This window comes from Pseudomonas sp. FW300-N2A2 (assembly GCF_017351735.1).
In the GTDB taxonomy this organism is placed as follows: Bacteria; Pseudomonadota; Gammaproteobacteria; order Pseudomonadales; family Pseudomonadaceae; genus Aquipseudomonas; species Aquipseudomonas migulae.
Genome location: NZ_JACNDU010000009.1, coordinates 73408 through 92107, shown reverse-complemented (window position 1 = coordinate 92107; position 18700 = coordinate 73408). Strand labels below are relative to the sequence as shown.

Genomic DNA, 18700 nt, shown 5'->3' with positions numbered 1-18700 from the left:
CCCACAATGCCTGTGGAACTGCCTGTGGATAACCTGAGCGAAAGGGCCTACAGGCCATGCTGCATATAGCCTGCAAAGGGGTGGTTGTTTTTTAACCAACTCTTCAACCCGACATAAATCCCCTGTGGGAGCGAGCCTGCTCGCGAAAGCGATTGAACAGTCACATTGATGTCGACTGAACCACCGCTTTCGCGAGCAGGCTCGCTCCCACAAGGATTTGGGCTGGTAGAATGCCCGGCTTATTCCGCCGAACCGCAGCGCATTCCATGACCCAATCTTCCGCCGCCCTCCCCCCTAAAGTCGCCATCATCGGCGGCGGCCCCGCCGGCCTGATGGCGGCCGAAGTGTTGAGCCAGGCCGGAATCAAGGTCGATCTGTACGACGGCATGCCTTCGGTCGGCAGGAAATTTCTCCTCGCTGGCGTGGGCGGCATGAACATCACCCATTCCGAAGCCTATCCGGCATTCCTCTCACGCTACGCCGAGCGGGCACCGCATATCGCACCGCTGCTGCGAGCCTTTGGTGCCGAGGCGCTGTGTCAGTGGATTCATGACCTGGGCATCGAAACCTTTGTCGGCAGCTCCGGCCGGGTGTTTCCGACCGACATGAAGGCCGCGCCGCTGTTACGCGCCTGGCTCAAGCGCCTGCGAGAGGCCGGCGTAGTTATCCACACCCGCCATCGTTGGCTCGGCTGGGATAACAACGGTGGTTTGCGTGTTGAAAGTCCTGAGGGTGAAAAAAACCTGAAGCCCGAAGCAACGCTGCTCGCCCTCGGTGGCGGCAGTTGGTCGCGCCTGGGTTCGGACGGCACGTGGATGCTGCCACTGGAGCAGCACGGCGTAGGACTGGCGCCGCTGCAGCCGAGTAATTGCGGCTTCGAGGTGCAGGCCTGGAGCGAATTGATGGTCAGCAAATTCGCCGGCGCGCCGCTGAAAAATATCGCGATCGGTCTCAATGACGACATCCCTCGGCTCGGGGAATGTGTGATTACGGCCACCGGGATTGAAGGCAGTTTGATCTACGCCCTGTCGGCGCCCATCCGCGAAGCGATCAATCAGCATGGCTCGGCGACCATTCACCTCGACCTGTTGCCGGGCCGGCCTGTGGATAAAGTTCAGGCGGCACTGAGCAAACCGCGCGGGTCTCGTTCAATGTCCAAACATCTGCACAGTCAGCTCGGGATAGATGGCGTGAAAGCGGCACTGCTGCGCGAATTGACGCCGTCAGAATGCTTCGCCGATCCGGCGTTGTTGGCTAAAGCGATCAAGGCGTTGCCGCTGACATTGATGAAAACCCGTCCACTGGACGAAGCCATCAGCACTGCCGGTGGCGTGATGTTCGAGGCGATGGATGAACGTTTGATGCTCAAGCAGTTGCCTGGCGTGTTCTGCGCGGGGGAAATGCTGGATTGGGAAGCGCCGACCGGCGGCTATCTGCTGACCGCGTGTTTCGCCAGTGGGCGAGCGGCGGGGTTGGGGATGGTGGAGTGGCTCAAGCGCACGTCTTGAGACCGAGTTGCGCCCTTCGCGGGCAAGCCTCGCTCCTACAGGACACCACTAATCTGTAGGAGCGAGGCTTGCCCGCGAAGGCGGCCTAACAGCCGCCGCAACCAATCAAGGCTTACGCTTACGCGGCCCAGTATTAAACACCGGCACCTTACGCACAGGCTTGATCGAAGGCTCCGGCGCCGAAGCATCCCCGCTCTCAACCCATTTACCCAGATTGCGTTTACCGCCGCTGGACGTCTTCGGCTTCTTCGGTTTTTTCGGCTTCTTCACCACCTGACCGCTGGCATCGGTGTCCGGCACACGGTGCTCAGGTTCGAAATCGTGTTCCATCTGCCGAGGCAACGTCTGACGCGTCAACGTCTCAATGGCCGACAGCAAATTCACTTCATCGGCGCAGACCAACGAAATGGCCTGCCCGGTGGCACCCGCACGGCCGGTACGACCGATCCGGTGGATGTAGTCCTCTGCCACGATCGGCAGGTCGAAATTGACCACCAATGGCAAATCTTCAATGTCCAGACCACGGGCCGCGACATCGGTGGCCACCAGGATCTGCACTTCACTGGCCTTGAAACGGTCCAGCGCACGTTGACGCGTAGCCTGAGGTTTGTCGCCATGGATGCCGTCGGCGTTGATGCCCAGGCCCTGGAGTTTTTCCACCAGCGCGTCCACGCCATTACGGGTCTTGGCGAATACCAGCACCTGCTTCCACTTGCCCTTGCGCAGCAGGTGGATGAACAGCTCCGGCTTGCGCTTCTTGTCCACCGTCACCACCCACTGTTTAACAGTGTTGGCAGCAACGTTGCGCGGGCTGACTTCGATGCTCAGCGGATCATTGAGCATTTGCCCGGCCAGCAGGCGAATCGCATCGGAGAAGGTCGCGGAGAACAGCAGCGTCTGACGTTTCTTCGGCAGCACGCGGTAAATGTTCCCCAGCTCCTCGGAAAAGCCCAGGTCGAGCATGCGGTCGGCTTCGTCCAGCACCAGGGTTTGCAACTGGTTGAACTTCAGCGCGTTCTGGCGGAACAGGTCGAGCAGACGGCCCGGTGTTGCCACCAACAGGTCGACACCTTTGCGCAGCTTCATCATTTGCGGGTTGATGCTGACGCCGCCGTACACCGCGTAAGTGCTCAGTGGCAGGTTCTCAGCGTACTGACGCACGGCTTCGTGAACCTGCTCGGCCAGTTCGCGGGTCGGCACCAGAATCAATGCGCGCACCGAGTTGGCGGTGACTTTCGGCCCTTCCATGGCCAGCAATTGCAGCAGCGGCAACGCGAAACCGGCGGTCTTGCCGGTGCCGGTCTGGGCGGCGGCCATCAGGTCGCGACCGGCCAGCACCGCCGGAATGGCTTGCGCCTGAACCGGCGTCGGGGTCTGGTAGCCGAGCGTCTCGAGAGAGCGCAGCAAGGGTTCGATCAGGCCAAGGGTGGCGAAAGTCATGGGATTACCGTAGGAAAATTCAGCGCGGTTGTGCGAAACAAGTGTGCAATGGCGCGCAGTTTACCCTAATTCACACTCGATTCTGTCTGCACCACCGCAGCAGGTCGTTCCGGCGCCCGGCGCCACTGTGGCAAACCGATCAGCACCACGGCACTGATGATCACCAGCATGGCCAGCGCTTCTTCGATGCCGATGGTCTCGCCGACAAACACGATCCCCAGCAACACCGCCACCGCCGGGTTGACGTAGGCATAACTGGTGGCCGCTGCCGGACGCACGTTTTTCAACAGGTACATGTAGGCATTGAAGGCGATGATCGAACCGAAGAAGGTCAGGTAGGCCAACGCCGCCCACCCTTCAATCGGTGGCATGGCTTCCATGTGTTCGCCGCTCAGCGCACTGCCGATCAGCAACGCCACGCCGCCCACCAGCATTTCCACGGCACTGGCCATCGCGCCCTGGGGCAACGGCAAGTGTTTGCTCCAGACTGAACCGAACGCCCAGGCCGCCGCCGCAAAGATCAGCAACATCGCACCCAGCGGGCTCGATTGCAGGTTGGAACCGAGGTTGAGCATGGCGATGCCGATCAACCCGAGCACAATCCCCGCCCATTCGAGACGGGTATTACGCGCACCCCAGAAATATCCGCAGAGCAAGGTAAACAACGGCACCGTCGCCACCGCCAATGCCGCGACGCCGGAAGCGACGCCCATGTGCTCCGCCACACTGACCCCGCCGTTACCGCACGCCAGCAGCAAAATCCCGATGATCCCCGCCGCTTTCCACTGCGCCCAGGTCGGTGCCGGCGCCCCGCGCCAGCGCAGGAACGCGTACATCAACGTGCCGGCGATGACGAAGCGAATACCGGCGAGCAACAAGGGCGGCCAATACTCCACGCCGATACGGATCACCAGGTAAGTCGAGCCCCAAATCACGTACAAGGCGAAAAAGGCAGCGATCAACGGCAAGGGAAAACGACGGAGGCCAGGCATGGGGGCAGCTCGCAGGCAAGGACAAATGAACAGCTATTCTAGAAAGGCGAACAGCAGAAAATAAGTTACAAAACCTGTTTATAGCGCCGGTACACTTTTAAAATCACGGAGATCAGCGCTATATACCGTGTTTTCGAAAGCCAGCCATTTTTCAGGAATTCGCTCATGGACAAATACGACCGCATGCTCCTCAGCGCCCTACTGGAAAACGGTCGTGCGTCCTACGCCGACCTCGCACGCAAAGTGAACCTGTCCGCCCCGGCCGTGGCCGAGCGCGTGGCCAAACTTGAGGCCAGCGGGGTGATTACCGGTTATCAGGCGAAAGTCGACATGGCCAAGCTGGGCTTGCCGATCCAGTGCGTGATCGAACTGCGCCTGAATCAGCACGGCAACCAGAAAGCCTACGACGACCTGATCAAAATCCCACAGCTGACCGAATGCCATCGGGTGACAGGTGATCCATGCGTGATCATGCAAGCGGCGGTGGGTTCGATGCCGGAGCTGGAAGAGCTGATCAACCGGATTGCCACGTTCGGGTTCAGCAAGACGTCGATTGTGTTGTCGAGCGCGATAGAGAAGCGCGTGCCGTTGGGACAGTTGGAAGGGAAACCGGTCTAAAGTTGCAGGTGATCAAATGTGGGAGCGAGCCTGCTCGCGATGGCGGAGTGTCAGGCAACATAGATGTTGAATGATAAATCGCTATCGCGAGCAGGCTCGCTCCCACAGGGGGTCAGCGGTGTTTCTGTCAGAACCCGCGGTGGCGCTTGAGGTGTTCGTTGATTTTGGCCGCCGGGACTTTCTGCAAACTGACCAACAGATCATGGGACAACTCGCGCAACCCGTGCTTCTGCCGCAATTCCTGCGCCAGATGCGCCGTCAGGTTGGCCGCCATCTCGGCGTCAGCCATCGCCCGGTGAGCTTTACCGGTGTCAGGCAGTTGGGCGAAGGTGGTGAGGGTGCCGAGCTTGTGATTCGGTGCAGCCGGCATCAGCCGACGGGCCAGTAGCAGCGAACAAGCAAAGTTCTGCAACCGCGTACGCTTGATCCGCCCCAGTTCAAAGTCCCAGAACTTCTGGTCGAACGCGGCGTTGTGGGCCAGCAGCGGCGTGGTGCCGACGAATTCGTTGACCTCGTTCATCACCTGTTCCGCCGATGGCGCGGTGCGCAGCATGGCGTTGCTGATGCCGGTGAGTTGTTCGATGAAGGCCGGGACGCGTACGCCAGCATTCATCAGGCTTTGGTAACGCTCGACGATGCGCCCCTGTTCAAGGATCACCACGGCAATTTCCGTGGCCCGGCAGCTGCTGCTCGGGGAGATCCCGGTGGTTTCAAAGTCGATGACTGCTATGCGTTCCAAACCTGTTTCAACTCCGTAAAAATCAATTCTTGAGCAGCAACGCGCCTTCGATCGGCACGTAGCGGCTGGCGGCGCGGATCAGCGAGTTGGCTGTCAGGCCCGGTACGCCGTAGGCCACCGCTTGTACGCCGTGCTTGGCGATGATGCGTTCCAGCAACATGTCGAAATCACCGTCACCGGAGGCCAGCACCACTTCGTCGACGTGATCGGCGGCGTCCATGATGTCGAGGGTGATGCCAACGTCCCAGTCGCCCTTGGCCGAGCCGTCGCTGCGCTGGATGTAGGGTTTGAGCTTCACGGTGAAACCGAGGTTGCGCAGGATCTGCTGGAACTGCTGCTGTTTGCTGTCGCCGCGATCGATCGCGTAGGCATAGGCTTCGACGATATCGCCCTGTTTGCTGATGTCAGCCCACAGCGCGGCGTAGTTGAAGTGGCAACCATAGGCCTGACGCACGGTGTAGTAGAGGTTCTGGACATCGGCGAACACTGCAATTTTTTTCACCGTGCATCCTCTTTCGCGCAGGCGGGATCAGGCACCGGGCCCGAAAAGTTGCCCAGTATGCCAGCCCGGAGGATTGATCCGCGAATAATCGGCCCGGAGCGCCGCAGCGCTCCGGACGAATGGCGTGTCAGACGAAGGAATCGTCGTCGCCGCCGAAGAACGATGAACTGTCATCGTTGTAGTCGGTGTCGGCATAGTCTTGGGAGTTGTCAGCCACGCGCTGGTCATCGCCCCAGCCGTTGTCACCGCTTTGATCGTTGACCTGAGCCGGCTCTTCCTTGATCACTTCCACCACTTCCGGCTGCTGGTTGTGATGGAACAGGCTGCTGATGCCTTGTGCCAGCATCACGCCACCCGCCACACCCGCTGCAGTTTTCAGTGCGCCGCCGAGGAAACCGCTGCCAACCGCCGGCGCCTGCTGTTGCGGCGCGTAGTTCTGCTGCGGTGGCGGCGCAGCGAAATTCTGCTGTGGCGGCTGCGCGTTGAACGAAGGCCGTCCCGGCTCGCGCCAGCCGCCGCTGGAGGGCGGTGCACTTGGCGCAGGCGTTTCACGGGAACTGCCACCGAAAATGCTCGACAGGAACCCACCGCTGCTCGGCGCCGGAGCAGGTGCCTGGGACTTGGCCGATTGCAGTTCGGCCTGCAAATGCTGGATTTGCTCGCTGAGTTGCTTGTTCTGTGCGTCGAGGCTCTTGATTGCTGCCTCTTGCACCAGAATCGCCTGGGTCATGAAGTAGCCCGCCGCGGGTTGGCGAGCCAGATGTTCCTTGATCCGCGCCTCGGCCAGGGCATCGCGCGGGGCTGCGTCCGTTTCGGCCTGTTGCAGCCGGGAAAACAGTCCATCGATCAGGGTTTGCTCTTCGGTGTTCATGGCGACCTCGTAGATTGCCGGGGAAATCGTTGACCTTCTCCAGGGAGGATACGGCGCTCGACCTTAATGGAGGCTGAAACAAGTTGTTTCAATGACCTTTACCGAACGTTTACGTTTGCGCCCCGACGCGCTGCATCGGTTAAAGTGGGCCACTGCTTTCAACCTGCGATACCGACTGATGAATCCGTTCGATGTACTGCGTGACTCGTTGTATTTCTTTAAGCGCAATCTGAGCCAGATCGTGCGGCTGTGCCTGCCGCTGGTGATTTTCGAAGCGCTGCTGCAACAAGTGGTCGACCACAACACCGTGCCGGACAGCTTTCCCGGCGTGAGCGTGATCGTCGGCCTGCTGGTATACCCGCTGTACACCGCCGCCCTGATCCTGTTTCTCGACGCGCGCAGCCGTGGCGAATCGCCGCGCAACCGTGACCTGCTGGCGAGGTCCGCGTACCTGTGGCCGCGCTTCGCCCTGCTCACGGCGCTCAATACATTGATGATCCTGCTCGGCCTGTCGTTGTACTTCCTGCCGGGCATCTGGCTGATGGTGACGTTGGCGTTCAGCGAATACCTGCTGGTGCTGCGCGGCCTGGCGCCGCTGGCGGCAATGAAAGAAAGCCTGCGCCTGACCCGCGGTCATTTCCTGCGCATTCTGGTGTGCATCCTGTGTGTGATGGGCCCGTTGTGGGTGCTCAAGGGTGTGACGCTCAACGTGTATCCGGAACCGCAGAACCCGGTGATTTCCCTGCTGATCGACAGCGCCCACAGCTTCCTGCAACTGTTCACCAGCGTGGTGTTGTTCCGTTTGTTCATGCTGATCAGCGACGTTCCCGAGAAAATCGACCGGCCGCTCTGATCGTGGGCTTCGGCCCGGCTCTCGGTTATGCTCGGATCCATCTTTTGTAACGCTATAAGCCGAGCCATGACCCGACTACTGCGCTACACCCTGCTGGGCCTGTTGATAGCAATCGGCCTGATTGCCTTGCTGATCTACAGCCTGACCTGGCGCCCCGAAGCCAAGGAAGTTTTGCCCGTCAGTTGCAACGTTCAAGCACCGACACTGGTGCCCGGCCAGGCGTTGAAAGTGATGACCTGGAACGTTCAGTACCTGGCGGGTAAGCGCTATGTGTTCTGGAATGACCTGGCCGCCGGCGACGACGAAAAACCGACGCCTGAAGACATGGCCTTCAGCCTCGATGAAGTGGCGCGGGTGATTCGCGACGAACAACCGGACCTCGTGTTGCTGCAAGAGCTCGATGACGGCGCCAAGGCCAGCGATTACCAGAACCAGTTCAAACTGCTTCAGGAACGCCTCGCCGACCTCTATCCGTGCAGCGCCCATGCCTTCGACTGGAAAGCCGACTTCGTGCCGCAACCGCACATCTTCGGCAGTGTCGGCCGGCAACTGGCAAGCCTCAGCCGCTACCGGATCGAACACGCCGAACGCCTGCAACTGCCGGTCGCGCCAACCGACTTCATCAGCCGTCAGTTCCAGCCGAAAAATGCCTTGCTGGTCACTTACCTGCCGTTGAGTGACGGCGGGCAGTTGGCCGTTCTCAACACCCATCTGGACCGCGCGACCCAACCGGATGAAACGTTACAGACCCAGGTGACGGCGGTGGCCAAAGTCCTCGACAAATACGAAAGCCATAGCACCCCGTGGCTGATCGGCGGCGACTTCAACCTGTTGCCGCTGGGGCAATATCGACGCCTGCCCACCGAACAACGCACGCCCTACTCCGCCGACAGCGCGTTGCACTTGTTGTGGGACAAGTACCCGATGATCCCGACCAACAATGAAGCCAGCGGCATCGATCGGGCGCGGTGGCTGACGCACTACCCGAATGATCCGGGCTTGAACGGCCCGGACCGCACCGTCGATTACCTGTTTTACAGCCCCCGGATCAAACGGGTCGAGGCGACGGTGCGACAGGACGATACGTTGCGGATCTCCGATCACCTGCCGGTGATTGCGCGGTTCCTCCTGCCGGCTGCGCCGTAATCCCAGCCAAACACAAACCTTGTAGGAGCCAGCTTGCTGGCGATAGCGGTGGGTCAGTCAACGAAGATGTTGGATGTGATGGCCTCATCGCCGGCAAGCCGGCTCCTACAGGGGATTGCGTGACACTCAATGCACCTCCTCCAGGTCATCATGCAGCAGCCCGAAAATATCGCGTTTCATCTCGATAAATGAACGCTCCATGACCATGTCCAGGCTCCGGGGGCGTTCGATCGGCACGTCGAGAATCTGCTTGATCCGCCCAGGCCTCGCGCCCATCACGTAGACGCGGTCACCCAGCAGAATCGCCTCGTCGATGTCGTGAGTCACGAACAGCACGGTCTTCTTGCTGTTGCCCCAAACGCGCAACAACAGCTGCTGCATTTGCAGGCGCGTCTGGCTGTCGAGGGCGCCGAAGGGTTCGTCCATCAGCAGGATCTGCGGGTCATTGGCCAAAGCGCGGGCAATCGCCACCCGCTGCATCATGCCGCCCGACAGCTGCTTGGCGTAGTTGTCGGCGAACCCGCTGAGGCCGACTTCATTGACGTAGTAATCGACGATGTCCTTGCGCTGCGCCGCCGCCATACCGCGACGCTTGAGACCGAATTCGACGTTCTGTCGCACGGTCAGCCACGGGAACAGCGTGTAGCTCTGGAACACCATGCCGCGATCCGCGCCCGGCCCTTGAACTTGCTGACCGCCGACGTAGATCTCGCCTTCCGTGGGCTCGTTCAAACCGGCGGTGAGGTACAGCAAACTCGACTTGCCACAGCCCGACGGCCCGACCAGCACGGCGAATTGCTGATCTGGAACTTCGAACGAAACCTGATCCAGCGCGGTGAACATTCCGCCGTCAGGCTTCTGGTAACGCAGGCTGACTTTGTCCACTTGCAAACGAGGCGCGGCGTAGGCCGGGGCAGCCATCGGTGTGACGATACGCGGGTTGACGGCGGTTACTGAGCCCATGCGGCAATCCTCAGACGAAGGAAACGGAACAGTTGATCGGTGACCAGGCCCAACAGGCCGATGATCGCGATGGCGAGGAAAATCACATCCACCTGAAAGCCGCGCATAGCCTTAAGACTCAAGTAACCCAGGCCACTGGAAGCGGCGACCAGCTCGGCGACCACCAGGTACGTCCAGGCCCAGCCCATGGTCACGCGCAAGGTGTCGAGCACACCCGGCAACGAGGCCGGTGCGATCACATGCAACACCGCATCGCGGCGGTTCGAACCGAGTGTGTAAGAGGCGTTGATCAGGTCTTTGGAGATGCCTTTGGACACGTCCGCGATCATCACCAGTTGCTGGAAAAACACGCCGAAGATGATCACCGAGACCCGCTGCTCCAGACCGATGCCGATCCACAGAATGAACAGCGGCACGAACGAGGTCACCGGCAGGTAACGGATGAAATTGACCATCGGTTCGAGGAACGCCTGAACGATGCGGAAGCTGCCCATCAGCAACCCCAGCGGCACCGCCACCAGCGACGAAACGACGAAACCGACCACCACCACTTCAAGACTGGCCCACACGTGCAAACCGAGCGTGCCGTCGCGGCTCAGGCGCACGGCGGCTTCGACCACCGCGCCCGGCGTCGGCAAGAACATGCCCGGCACCACGCCGCCGTAAGACAACCCGGCCCACAGGCCAACCAACAACACCCAGGCCAGGCCGCTCGCGCTCCAGATCACCGAAACCGGCAAGCCGGTCTTGGGCGTGATGCAACGGCTCAGCCATGAATTGCGCTTGAACATGCGAACCTCCTACAGCGGGCTGACGAAACGGTTGTCGATCAGGTCGTCATTGCTGACGCTGTAGGGTTTGCCCTGCAATTCACTGGCGGTTTCGTTGGCCAGTTTGATCAACGGTTCGCTGTCGCCCGGATTGCCCGGCGAGCCCAGGAGTTTTTCGCTCATGGCCTGATCGTAGAAGCGCACGCCTTGCGCGGCGGCTTCCAGTTCCTTCGGATCGGCAAGGTAACCGCCAACACCCTTGGCCATGATTTTGTAGGCTTCCTGCGGATGGTCCTTGGTGTACTGCACCGCTTTGTACAGACCGGCGACCAACGCCTTGACGTCTTCCGGCTGTTTCTCGATGACCGTGCAGTTGAGCGCGACTACGTCGACAATCACGCCCGGCGTGCTGCTGCTGTCGATCAAGACTTTGCCTTGTTTCTTGTCACGCACCATCGACAGGTGCGGTTCCCAGGTCACGGCGGCGGGCACACGACCGGCGATGAACGCGGTGGCGGCGTCGTCAGCCGTCATGTTCTGCACGGTGATGTCGCTCATGCTCATGCCGTGTTTTTTCAGCAAGTACGACAGCCAGAATTGCGAAGTCGAACCTTCGTTCACCGCCACGGCTTTGCCTTTCAGCTCCTGCAGGCTCTTGATGTCCTTGCCCACCAGAACACCGTCGCCACCATGGCTGTCATCGAGTGCGGCTACGGCCTTGAAGCAGAATTGCGGACGGTATTTCAGTACTTCGTCGATGGTCGAGGCCGAGCCGGACAATTCGCCCGAAGCTTGTGCAGCCATGTACATCGAAGCCTCTTCGACGACGGGCAACTCGACGGTCAAACCGCCTTCCTTGAAGTAGCCCAGGTCCTGGGCGAGGTAGAGCGTGCCGTAACCGACCCATGTGGTATGGCCGATGGACAAGGTGCCGGCCTGGGCGCTGGTGGCGACTGTGGCGGCGATGGCGGTGATCGCCAGTGGATGAGCGACGCGGGTTAGCAAGGACTTGATCATGGAGCACTCCCAAAGCTGTTGATTTAGTTTTGTCATGGGCAGTACGGCCAGCAGCCCTAAAGAAGCGCTGCCACTTGTAGTCTCTGATGGACCTTTGGGTGGGCAGTGTTCGGCTGACTGGCGAGGTCGATGTTGGACCAAGGTGGGGATTAGGAAAATTAGGAAATATGTCGGTGGGAGTGATGAAAAAACTGGGTAGCGTGCGCGGTAAAAGGGCGGGGTTGGCGGGGGTGCACGGGCTTTGTGCAAAAGGTGAGAGGTGGGGTGAATCGGCAAAAGCAATCGCGAGCAGGCTCGCTCCCACAGGGGGTTCTATGTTGCCCTCTCTACCGAGGTCAACACAGATCCAATGTGGGAGCGAGCCTGCTCGCGATTAAGGTCCGCAGGACCTTCCGACAATTTTAAAGCCGGCCGTATTCCTGAGCCGTACGATCGACCGCTTTCAGCGTCTTGCCCACCAACTCATCAACCTCTTCCCGACTGGCAATCAACGCCGGCGCCATGATCATCCGCCCCAGCGTCGAACGAATGATCACCCCCTCCTCAAACCCAATCGTGCGGCAACGCCAGGCAATGTCGTTCTCGTTGGTAAAGCGCTTGCGACTGGTTTTGTCTTCGGCCAACTGCAACGCCGCCACCATCCCGACACCCTGGATATCCCCCACCAACGGGTGATTGCCGAACACTTCGCGCAGGCACTGTTGCAGGTACGGCCCGATGTCGTCCTTGACCCGCGTCACCACCCCCTCATCGCGCAACGCCTTGAGGTTGGCGATGGCCACCGCTGCCGCCACCGGGTGTCCGGAATAGGTCAGGCCGTGGGCAAACACCCCGCCCTGCTCCACCAATACCTGCGCCATTTTCTTCGACAGGATCAGCCCGCCCATGGGGATGTAGCCGGAGGTCAGCCCCTTGGCAATCGACAGCGTATCGGGCTCGAAACCGAAGTGCTCGTGGGCGAACCATTCGCCAGTGCGACCGAAGCCGCCGATCACTTCGTCGGCGCACAACAGCACGTCGTACTTGCGGCAAATCCGCTGAATTTCCGGCCAGTAACTTTCTGGCGGGAAGATCATCCCGCCCGCCCCCTGGAACGGCTCGGCGATAAACCCGGCGACCTTGTCCGCGCCCAGTTCGAGAATCTTCGCTTCCAGTTGCTGCGCCGCCCGCAGGCCGAATTCAGCCGGGGTCAGGTTGCCTTCGTGGGCGAAGAAATACGGCTCGTCGATGTGTTCGATGTCCGGCAGCATGCCGCCCATTTCGTGCATGAACTTCATGCCACCGAGCGCCGTCGCTGCCAGCGTCGAACCGTGGTAACCGTTCCAGCGACCGATCATGACTTTCTTCTCGGGCTTGCCGAGGATCGTCCAGTAACGGCGCACGGTGCGGATCAGCACCTCGTTCGCTTCGGAGCCGGAGTTGGTGTAGATCGCGTGGCTGTAGTGCCCCGGCAGTAGGCTGAACAGCAGCTCCGAAAGCTCGATCACCTGCGGGTGAGTGGTGTGGAAAAACATGTTGTAGTACGGCAGTTGCTCAAGCTGTTGAGCCGCTGCCGCCGCCAGATCCTTGCGGCCGTAACCGAGGTTGGTGCACCACAGCCCGGACATGCCGTCGAGGTAGCGCCGACCATCGTTGTCCCACAGGTGCAGGCGCTCGCCGCGGACCATCACCCGTGGTCCTTCATCGTTGAGCGCTTTCTGATCGACGAATGCGTGGATGTGGTGCGCAGCGTCGGCGGCCTGGTAGTCGCGGGTTTCACGTGGTGTGGTCATCGCCAGTTCTCCGTTTTGTTATTAGCGCAGTTGAAACCAGGTGGTCTTCAACTGGGTGTATTTATCGAATGAGTGCAGCGACAGGTCACGGCCGAAACCGGACTGCTTGCCGCCGCCGAACGGCACCGTCACGTCGAGCGCATCGACGCTGTTCACCGAAACCGTACCTGCGCGCAATTGCCGCGCCACACGGTGGGCGCGATTGAGGTCGTCGGTCCACAGCGAAGCGGCCAGGCCGTAGACGCTGTCGTTGGCCAGTTGCAAGGCGTGTGCCTCGTCATCGAACGCGGTGATCGCCAGCACCGGGCCGAACACTTCGTCGCGAAACAGCGGCATGTCCGGGGTCACGTTAGTGAAAATCGTCGGCTGAATGAAGTTGTCGGAGCCGTTGAAAATCGACTGCCGACCACCGCACACCTTGGTCGCACCCTGGCGCTGGGCTTGCTCGATGAACTTCATGATGCGCGCGGTCTGGCGGCTGTCTACGATCGCCCCGGCGCTGCTCGACGGGTCCAGCGGATCGCCCGGCAGCCAGCGTTCGGCCTGCGCCTTGAGACGCTCGACGAACTCGTCATGGATCGAACGCTCCACCAGCAGCCGCGAGTTGGCGGAGCACACTTCACCCTGATTGAAGAAGATGCCGAACGCGGCTTTTTCGGCCGCCAGATCCAGGTCCTGACAATCGGCGAACACCAGGTTGGCGCTCTTGCCACCGCACTCCAGCCAGACCTGTTTCAGGTTCGATTGCGCGGAATACTGCATGAAAAATTTGCCGACTTCGGTGGAGCCGGTGAACACCAGGCAATCGACGTCCGGGTGTAAACCGAGGGCTTTGCCGGTTTGTTCACCGAGGCCCGGCAGCACGTTGAGCACGCCTGCTGGCAAGCCGGCTTCAAGCGCCAACTCGGCCAGACGCAGGGCAGAAAACGGTGATTGCTCGGCGGGTTTGAGGATCACCGAGTTGCCTGCCGCCAGCGCGGGCGCGAGTTTCCATGCAGCCATGTCCAGCGGGAAATTCCATGGCACCACGGCGGCGACCACGCCCAGCGCTTCGCGGGTGATGGTCGCCAGTACGTTCTGCGCGCTCGGGGCGATCTGGTCGTAGAGTTTGTCGAGGCTTTCGGCGTACCAGCGAAACACCCCGGCGGCGCCCGGCACGTCGATGTTGTAGGCGTCCATCACTGGCTTGCCCATGTTCAGCGAATCCAGCAGCGCCAGTTCTTCGCGGTGGGTCATGATCAGATCAGCCAGGCGCAGCAACACTTGCTTGCGCTCGTTTGGCGAACGCGCCGACCAGGTGCCGGCCTCGAACACCTGCCGCGCATTTTTGACGGCGGCGTTCACTTCTTCATCACCGCACGCTGTCACGTTGGCCAGGCGCTGGCCGGTGGCCGGGTTGATCGCGGCGAAGGTTTGTCCCGACTTCGCCGAACGGGGTTTGCCATCAATCAGGGCCTGGTCGGGAAACGCCAGCGCAGCGGCCTTGTTTTGCCAGTAGGTAAGCTCGAACACGTTCAGATGCTCCATGGGCTTTTCTTGTGAATTGGATGGTGGCCCAGGCCCGTGTCGAGGAAAAATAGTAAAAATGTCTTCGCAGACCATGAAAAAACTGGGCAGCCCATCTCCCCGGTCGTGCGGTATGTGGTTATTGTTCAGGCACAACAACACCGTCGTCAGAACGGACGCAGTCGGCGCAAAAATTGCTGGATGTCGAGTCCATCCACCCCGAGGTTTGCCGTGGCTGCCTACAACCTGCGTCAATTGAAGTACTTCATCACCACCGTCGAATGCGGCAGCGTTGCCGAGGCCTCGCGTAAGCTGTACATCGCCCAGCCGGCCATTTCCACGGCGATCAAAGGCCTGGAAGACAGCTTCGGCGTGCAATTGCTGATCCGTCATCACGCCCAAGGCGTGTCCCTGACGCCCAGCGGCGCACGCTTCTACCGCAAGGCCCAGGAACTGTTGCGCATGGCCAAGGAGTTCGAACAGAACGCCCTGGCGGACAACGACGTGGTGGCCGGGCAAATCGACATCGGCTGCTTCGAAACCGTCGCGCCGCTGTACTTGCCGCAATTGATTGCCGGGTTCTCGGCGCTGTATCCCGGCGTGAAAATCCGCATCCGTGACGGCGAACAGCAGGAGTTGGTGCAAGGCCTGACCTCGGGCACCTTCGACCTGGCGATCCTCTATGAACACGACCTCGACGCCACCATCGAAACTGAACCCCTGATGCCGGCGCAGCGGCCTTATGCATTGCTGCCGGCGGATCATCGCTTTGCCCAACTCAAGCAAGTGTCCCTGCGCGATCTGTGCCTGGAGCCGATGATTCTGCTGGACGTGCAACCGAGCCGGACCTACTTCGTCAGCCTGTTCGAAGAACTGGGCCTGTCGCCGAACATTGCGTTCAGCTCACCGTCGATCGAGATGGTTCGGGGCATGGTCGGCCAAGGGTTCGGCTTCTCGATCCTGGTCACCCGCCCGCACTCGGAGTGCACCTACGACGGGCAGAAAGTGGTGTGCGTGGACATCGTCGAAGACGTCACCGGCTCGGGGTTGGTGGCGGCGTGGCTGAAGCGCGGGCAGTTGACCAAACCGGCGCAGTTGTTTGCCGATTACTGCCGCGAACAGCTCACCGCCAAGGCCGAAAGATCACACCCGACCTTGTAGGAGTCCGGCTTGCCGGCGATGGCGTCCGAAAGACCGATGCAACATCCAAGGGCCCCATCGCCGGCAAGCCGGCTCCTACAAGGTGCGTGGATGTATGAGGGATCAAGGCAAACGCAAACCTGTAGGAGCCGGCTTGCTGGCGATGGCGGTGGGTCAGCCGCTGATTTATTGACTGGACGGACGCCATCGCCAGCAAGCCGGCTCCTACAGTGGGGGGCACCTCACTTCCGGGGTTTGATTCGTGCGGTCGCTTCGGCCACCAACGGATCATCCGGCCAGTAATGCTTCGGATACCGCCCCTTCAGATCCTTTTTCACCTCGGCATAGGTGCTGCGCCAGAAGTTCGCCAGGTCCTGTGTCACCTGCACCGGCCGCCGCGCCGGGGACAACAGATGCAACTTCACCACCTGCCGCCCGCCAGCGATGCGCGGGGTTTCGGCCAAACCGAACAACTCCTGCAACCGCACCGCCAGAATCGGCGGCTGCTCGCTGTAATCCAGACGAATCGACGACCCCGACGGCACGCTCAAATGATGCGGTGCCAGCTCATCGAGCCGTTGCGGCAGCGGCCACGGCAATAGGTTATGAACAATGCTTGAGAGATCCAGATTGGCAAAATGACTGAGCCGCGAAACCTTCCCCAGATACGGCATCAACCAGTGCTCAAGGCTTTTGAGCAGCGCAGCATCACTGACATCCGGCCACTCACTCTCGCCCTTGCCGGCAATGTCCAACTGCCGCAACAACGCCACCCGCGCCTGCCACTGACGCAACTCCGGCGTCCACGGCAACAGCTCCAGCCCCTTGCGCCGCACCAGATTCACCAACGCCTGACTGCGCGCGGTTTCATCGAGCCCGGTCAACGGTTCACGGCTGAGGATCAACTCGCCAACCTTGCGCTGACGCTCGGCGCGTAACACGCCTTCGCGCTCGTCCCAATCCAGCTGATCGACCACCCGCACCTGTTCGGCGAGCACCGAATCGAACAACGCCGGATCGAAATCCGCCGCCAGATAAATCCGTTCCTCACGCTGCCCCTGACGACTGCCGAGATCGGCGATCACCAGCCAAGGTTGTTTCATCAAGCTGTCGGCTTCGGCGAACAACGCGGCACGGCCGTTGGCCAGGCGATATTCCGCACCACCCGCTCGACGTTGTTGCGCGACACGGTCGGGATAGGCCAGCGCCAGCAAGGCGCCGAGCCAGCGCGGGTGCTCCGGATCGCTGACCGGTTCCGACGCCTTGCCACGCAGATAACCACGGTATTGACGCGCCAGTTGCCGCGCTCGCTGAACACCGCCCTGAGCACCGCGTGCGGCACGCTCTTCGCCGGACAACAGCACCAGTCGACTGTGCAGATCGGCGCCGGCACCGCGCAAGATATCCCGCTCGCCGAGCAACGCCGCGACATCGCACGCCATGTCAGCCAAGCCCAGCGCCTGACCGCGCAGCAGCAAATGAGCGATGCGCGGATGCGCCGGCAGTTCGGCCATGGCCTGACCGTGGCGGGTCAGCGCTTCGCCATCCAGTGCGCCGAGGCGATCAAGCAAGTCCTGAGCCTGGGCATATGCGGCGGCGGGCGGCACGTCGAGCCACACCAGTTGCGTCGGTGTCACGCCCCAGCGACCGAGCTGCAACGCCAGACCGGCAAGGTCCGCCGAAAGAATTTCCGCACTGGCATAGGCCGCCAGTTGCTCGTGTTGATCCTGCGACCACAAGCGATAACACACGCCCGGCTCCAGCCGCCCTGCCCGCCCCGCACGTTGCGTGGCACTGGCGCGAGAGATGCGCTGCGTGTCGAGACGAGTCATGCCGCTGCCCGGATCGAAACGCGGCACCCGCGCCAACCCGGCATCGATCACCACACGTACGCCGTCGATGGTCAGGCTGGTTTCGGCGATGTTGGTCGCCAGCACCACTTTGCGCTTGCCCGCCGGGGCTGGATCAATCGCAGCGCGCTGCGCGGCGAGGTCCAGTTCACCGTGCAACGGGCAGAGCAACACCTGTGTGTTTTCGCCCAGCGCATCGGCCAGTTGTTGATGCACCCGGCGGATTTCCGCTTGTCCCGGCAGGAACACCAGGAGGCTGCCGGTTTCATCGTTCAAGGCTTCGAGGATGGTTTGCACCAGGCGCGGCTCGATGAATTCACCGGGCTGGAACGGTCGGCCCCAGCGCATCGCCACCGGGTACATGCGCCCTTCACTGCGCAGGATCGGCGCGTCATCGAGCAACCCGGCCAGGCGTTCGCCTTCAAGGGTGGCCGACATCAAAAGAATCTTCAGCGGCTGATCATCGCGGAACAGTTCCCGGCCATTCAGGCTGAGGGCCAAGGCCAGATCGGCATCAAGACTGCGTTCATGAAATTCGTCGAAGATCAGCAAGCCCACGCCTTCCAGCGCCGGATCATCCTGCAAGCGCCGGGTGAGAATGCCTTCGGTGACCACTTCAATCCGCGTCCGGGGCCCGACTTTGCTGTCCAGCCGAATGCGATAGCCGACGGTTTCACCGACCTTCTCGCCCAGCTCACTGGCCAAGCGCTCAGCCGCCGCACGTGCAGCCAACCGACGCGGTTCAAGCATCAGAATGGTCTGCCCGGCCAGCCACGGCTCGTTGAGCAGGGCCAATGGAACACGGGTGGTTTTACCGGCGCCGGGCGGTGCTTCGAGCACGGCTTCGTGGCGTGTCGCCAAGGCTTCACGCAGGGCGGGTAAAACTTCATCAATCGGCAAAGAAATCATGCTGGCTCCCAAACAGAGGGCCGAGTATAACGGCGAACTGCTCGGCGTTTATCAGGGTCCTAATTCATAGAGACGCCCTTTCGTTTTGAAATTACCCAGGAGAT

16 protein-coding genes are annotated in these 18700 nt (G+C 61.1%); 5 read left to right on the top strand and 11 right to left on the bottom strand.

Going from position 1 to position 18700, the window contains the following annotated elements; genetic code table 11:
- The first annotated feature begins 266 nt into the window (after window positions 1-266).
- The gene (locus J4E42_RS14525) at window positions 267-1508 is read left to right on the top strand and encodes a TIGR03862 family flavoprotein (protein WP_207285496.1); all 1242 of its coding nucleotides are present in this window, start codon (window positions 267-269) and stop codon (window positions 1506-1508) included.
- 105 nt (window positions 1509-1613) lie between these two features.
- On the opposite strand, the gene J4E42_RS14520 is transcribed toward J4E42_RS14525, so the two are convergent.
- Together J4E42_RS14520 and yedA are read right to left on the bottom strand one after the other, a co-directional pair.
- A complete protein-coding gene (locus J4E42_RS14520) occupies window positions 1614-2948 on the bottom strand; it encodes a DEAD/DEAH box helicase (RefSeq protein WP_008031738.1) in 1335 nt (444 codons plus the stop codon).
- A 65-nt stretch (window positions 2949-3013) separates the two neighbouring features.
- A complete protein-coding gene (gene yedA / locus J4E42_RS14515; protein ID WP_008041275.1) occupies window positions 3014-3940 on the bottom strand; it encodes a drug/metabolite exporter YedA in 927 nt (308 codons plus the stop codon).
- Window positions 3941-4105: 165 nt separating this feature from the next.
- On the opposite strand from yedA, the gene J4E42_RS14510 reads away from it, so the two are divergent.
- Complete coding sequence (locus J4E42_RS14510; RefSeq protein ID WP_192228036.1) at window positions 4106-4558, top strand: Lrp/AsnC family transcriptional regulator; 453 nt, start codon at window positions 4106-4108, stop codon at window positions 4556-4558.
- A gap of 127 nt (window positions 4559-4685) precedes the next feature.
- Here J4E42_RS14510 and J4E42_RS14505 read toward each other — a convergent pair whose 3' ends face one another.
- From J4E42_RS14505 to J4E42_RS14495, 3 genes are all read right to left on the bottom strand, one after another.
- Window positions 4686-5297, bottom strand: coding sequence for a PolC-type DNA polymerase III (locus tag J4E42_RS14505; RefSeq protein ID WP_008041272.1), 612 nt, complete (start codon window positions 5295-5297; stop codon window positions 4686-4688).
- Window positions 5298-5319: 22 nt separating this feature from the next.
- A complete protein-coding gene (locus tag J4E42_RS14500; RefSeq protein ID WP_008031749.1) occupies window positions 5320-5799 on the bottom strand; it encodes an NYN domain-containing protein in 480 nt (159 codons plus the stop codon).
- Between the two features lie 127 nt (window positions 5800-5926).
- Window positions 5927-6670, bottom strand: a complete 744-nt coding sequence (locus J4E42_RS14495; RefSeq protein WP_207285495.1) for a DUF2076 domain-containing protein — start codon at window positions 6668-6670, stop codon at window positions 5927-5929.
- A 178-nt stretch (window positions 6671-6848) separates the two neighbouring features.
- On the opposite strand from J4E42_RS14495, the gene J4E42_RS14490 reads away from it, so the two are divergent.
- Window positions 6849-7523, top strand: coding sequence for a YciC family protein (locus J4E42_RS14490; RefSeq protein ID WP_032828940.1), 675 nt, complete (start codon window positions 6849-6851; stop codon window positions 7521-7523).
- Between the two features lie 66 nt (window positions 7524-7589).
- On the top strand, window positions 7590-8669 hold the full coding sequence (locus tag J4E42_RS14485) for an endonuclease/exonuclease/phosphatase family protein (protein WP_207285494.1): 1080 nt from the start codon (window positions 7590-7592) through the stop codon (window positions 8667-8669).
- A gap of 126 nt (window positions 8670-8795) precedes the next feature.
- Here J4E42_RS14485 and J4E42_RS14480 read toward each other — a convergent pair whose 3' ends face one another.
- From J4E42_RS14480 to J4E42_RS14460, 5 genes are all read right to left on the bottom strand, one after another.
- Window positions 8796-9632 carry an ABC transporter ATP-binding protein gene (locus J4E42_RS14480; RefSeq protein ID WP_207285493.1) on the bottom strand — a complete coding sequence of 279 codons (837 nt, stop codon included), beginning with the start codon at window positions 9630-9632 and terminating at the stop codon, window positions 8796-8798.
- Window positions 9620-10423, bottom strand: coding sequence for an ABC transporter permease (locus J4E42_RS14475; protein ID WP_008031757.1), 804 nt, complete (start codon window positions 10421-10423; stop codon window positions 9620-9622). The genes J4E42_RS14480 and J4E42_RS14475 overlap by 13 nt, the downstream gene beginning before the upstream one ends.
- A 9-nt stretch (window positions 10424-10432) precedes the next feature.
- Window positions 10433-11419: an ABC transporter substrate-binding protein gene (locus J4E42_RS14470; protein WP_207285492.1), complete on the bottom strand. Its 987-nt coding sequence runs from the start codon at window positions 11417-11419 to the stop codon at window positions 10433-10435.
- 401 nt (window positions 11420-11820) lie between these two features.
- The gene (locus tag J4E42_RS14465; protein WP_207285491.1) at window positions 11821-13191 is read right to left on the bottom strand and encodes an aspartate aminotransferase family protein; all 1371 of its coding nucleotides are present in this window, start codon (window positions 13189-13191) and stop codon (window positions 11821-11823) included.
- A 21-nt stretch (window positions 13192-13212) separates the two neighbouring features.
- On the bottom strand, window positions 13213-14703 hold the full coding sequence (locus tag J4E42_RS14460) for an aldehyde dehydrogenase (protein ID WP_207285534.1): 1491 nt from the start codon (window positions 14701-14703) through the stop codon (window positions 13213-13215).
- A gap of 225 nt (window positions 14704-14928) precedes the next feature.
- Between J4E42_RS14460 and J4E42_RS14455 the strand changes: the two genes are divergently transcribed.
- Window positions 14929-15858, top strand: coding sequence for a LysR substrate-binding domain-containing protein (locus J4E42_RS14455; RefSeq protein ID WP_008041256.1), 930 nt, complete (start codon window positions 14929-14931; stop codon window positions 15856-15858).
- A gap of 221 nt (window positions 15859-16079) precedes the next feature.
- Here J4E42_RS14455 and hrpB read toward each other — a convergent pair whose 3' ends face one another.
- A complete protein-coding gene (gene hrpB, locus J4E42_RS14450) occupies window positions 16080-18596 on the bottom strand; it encodes an ATP-dependent helicase HrpB (protein ID WP_207285490.1) in 2517 nt (838 codons plus the stop codon).
- Window positions 18597-18700: the final 104 nt, after the last annotated feature.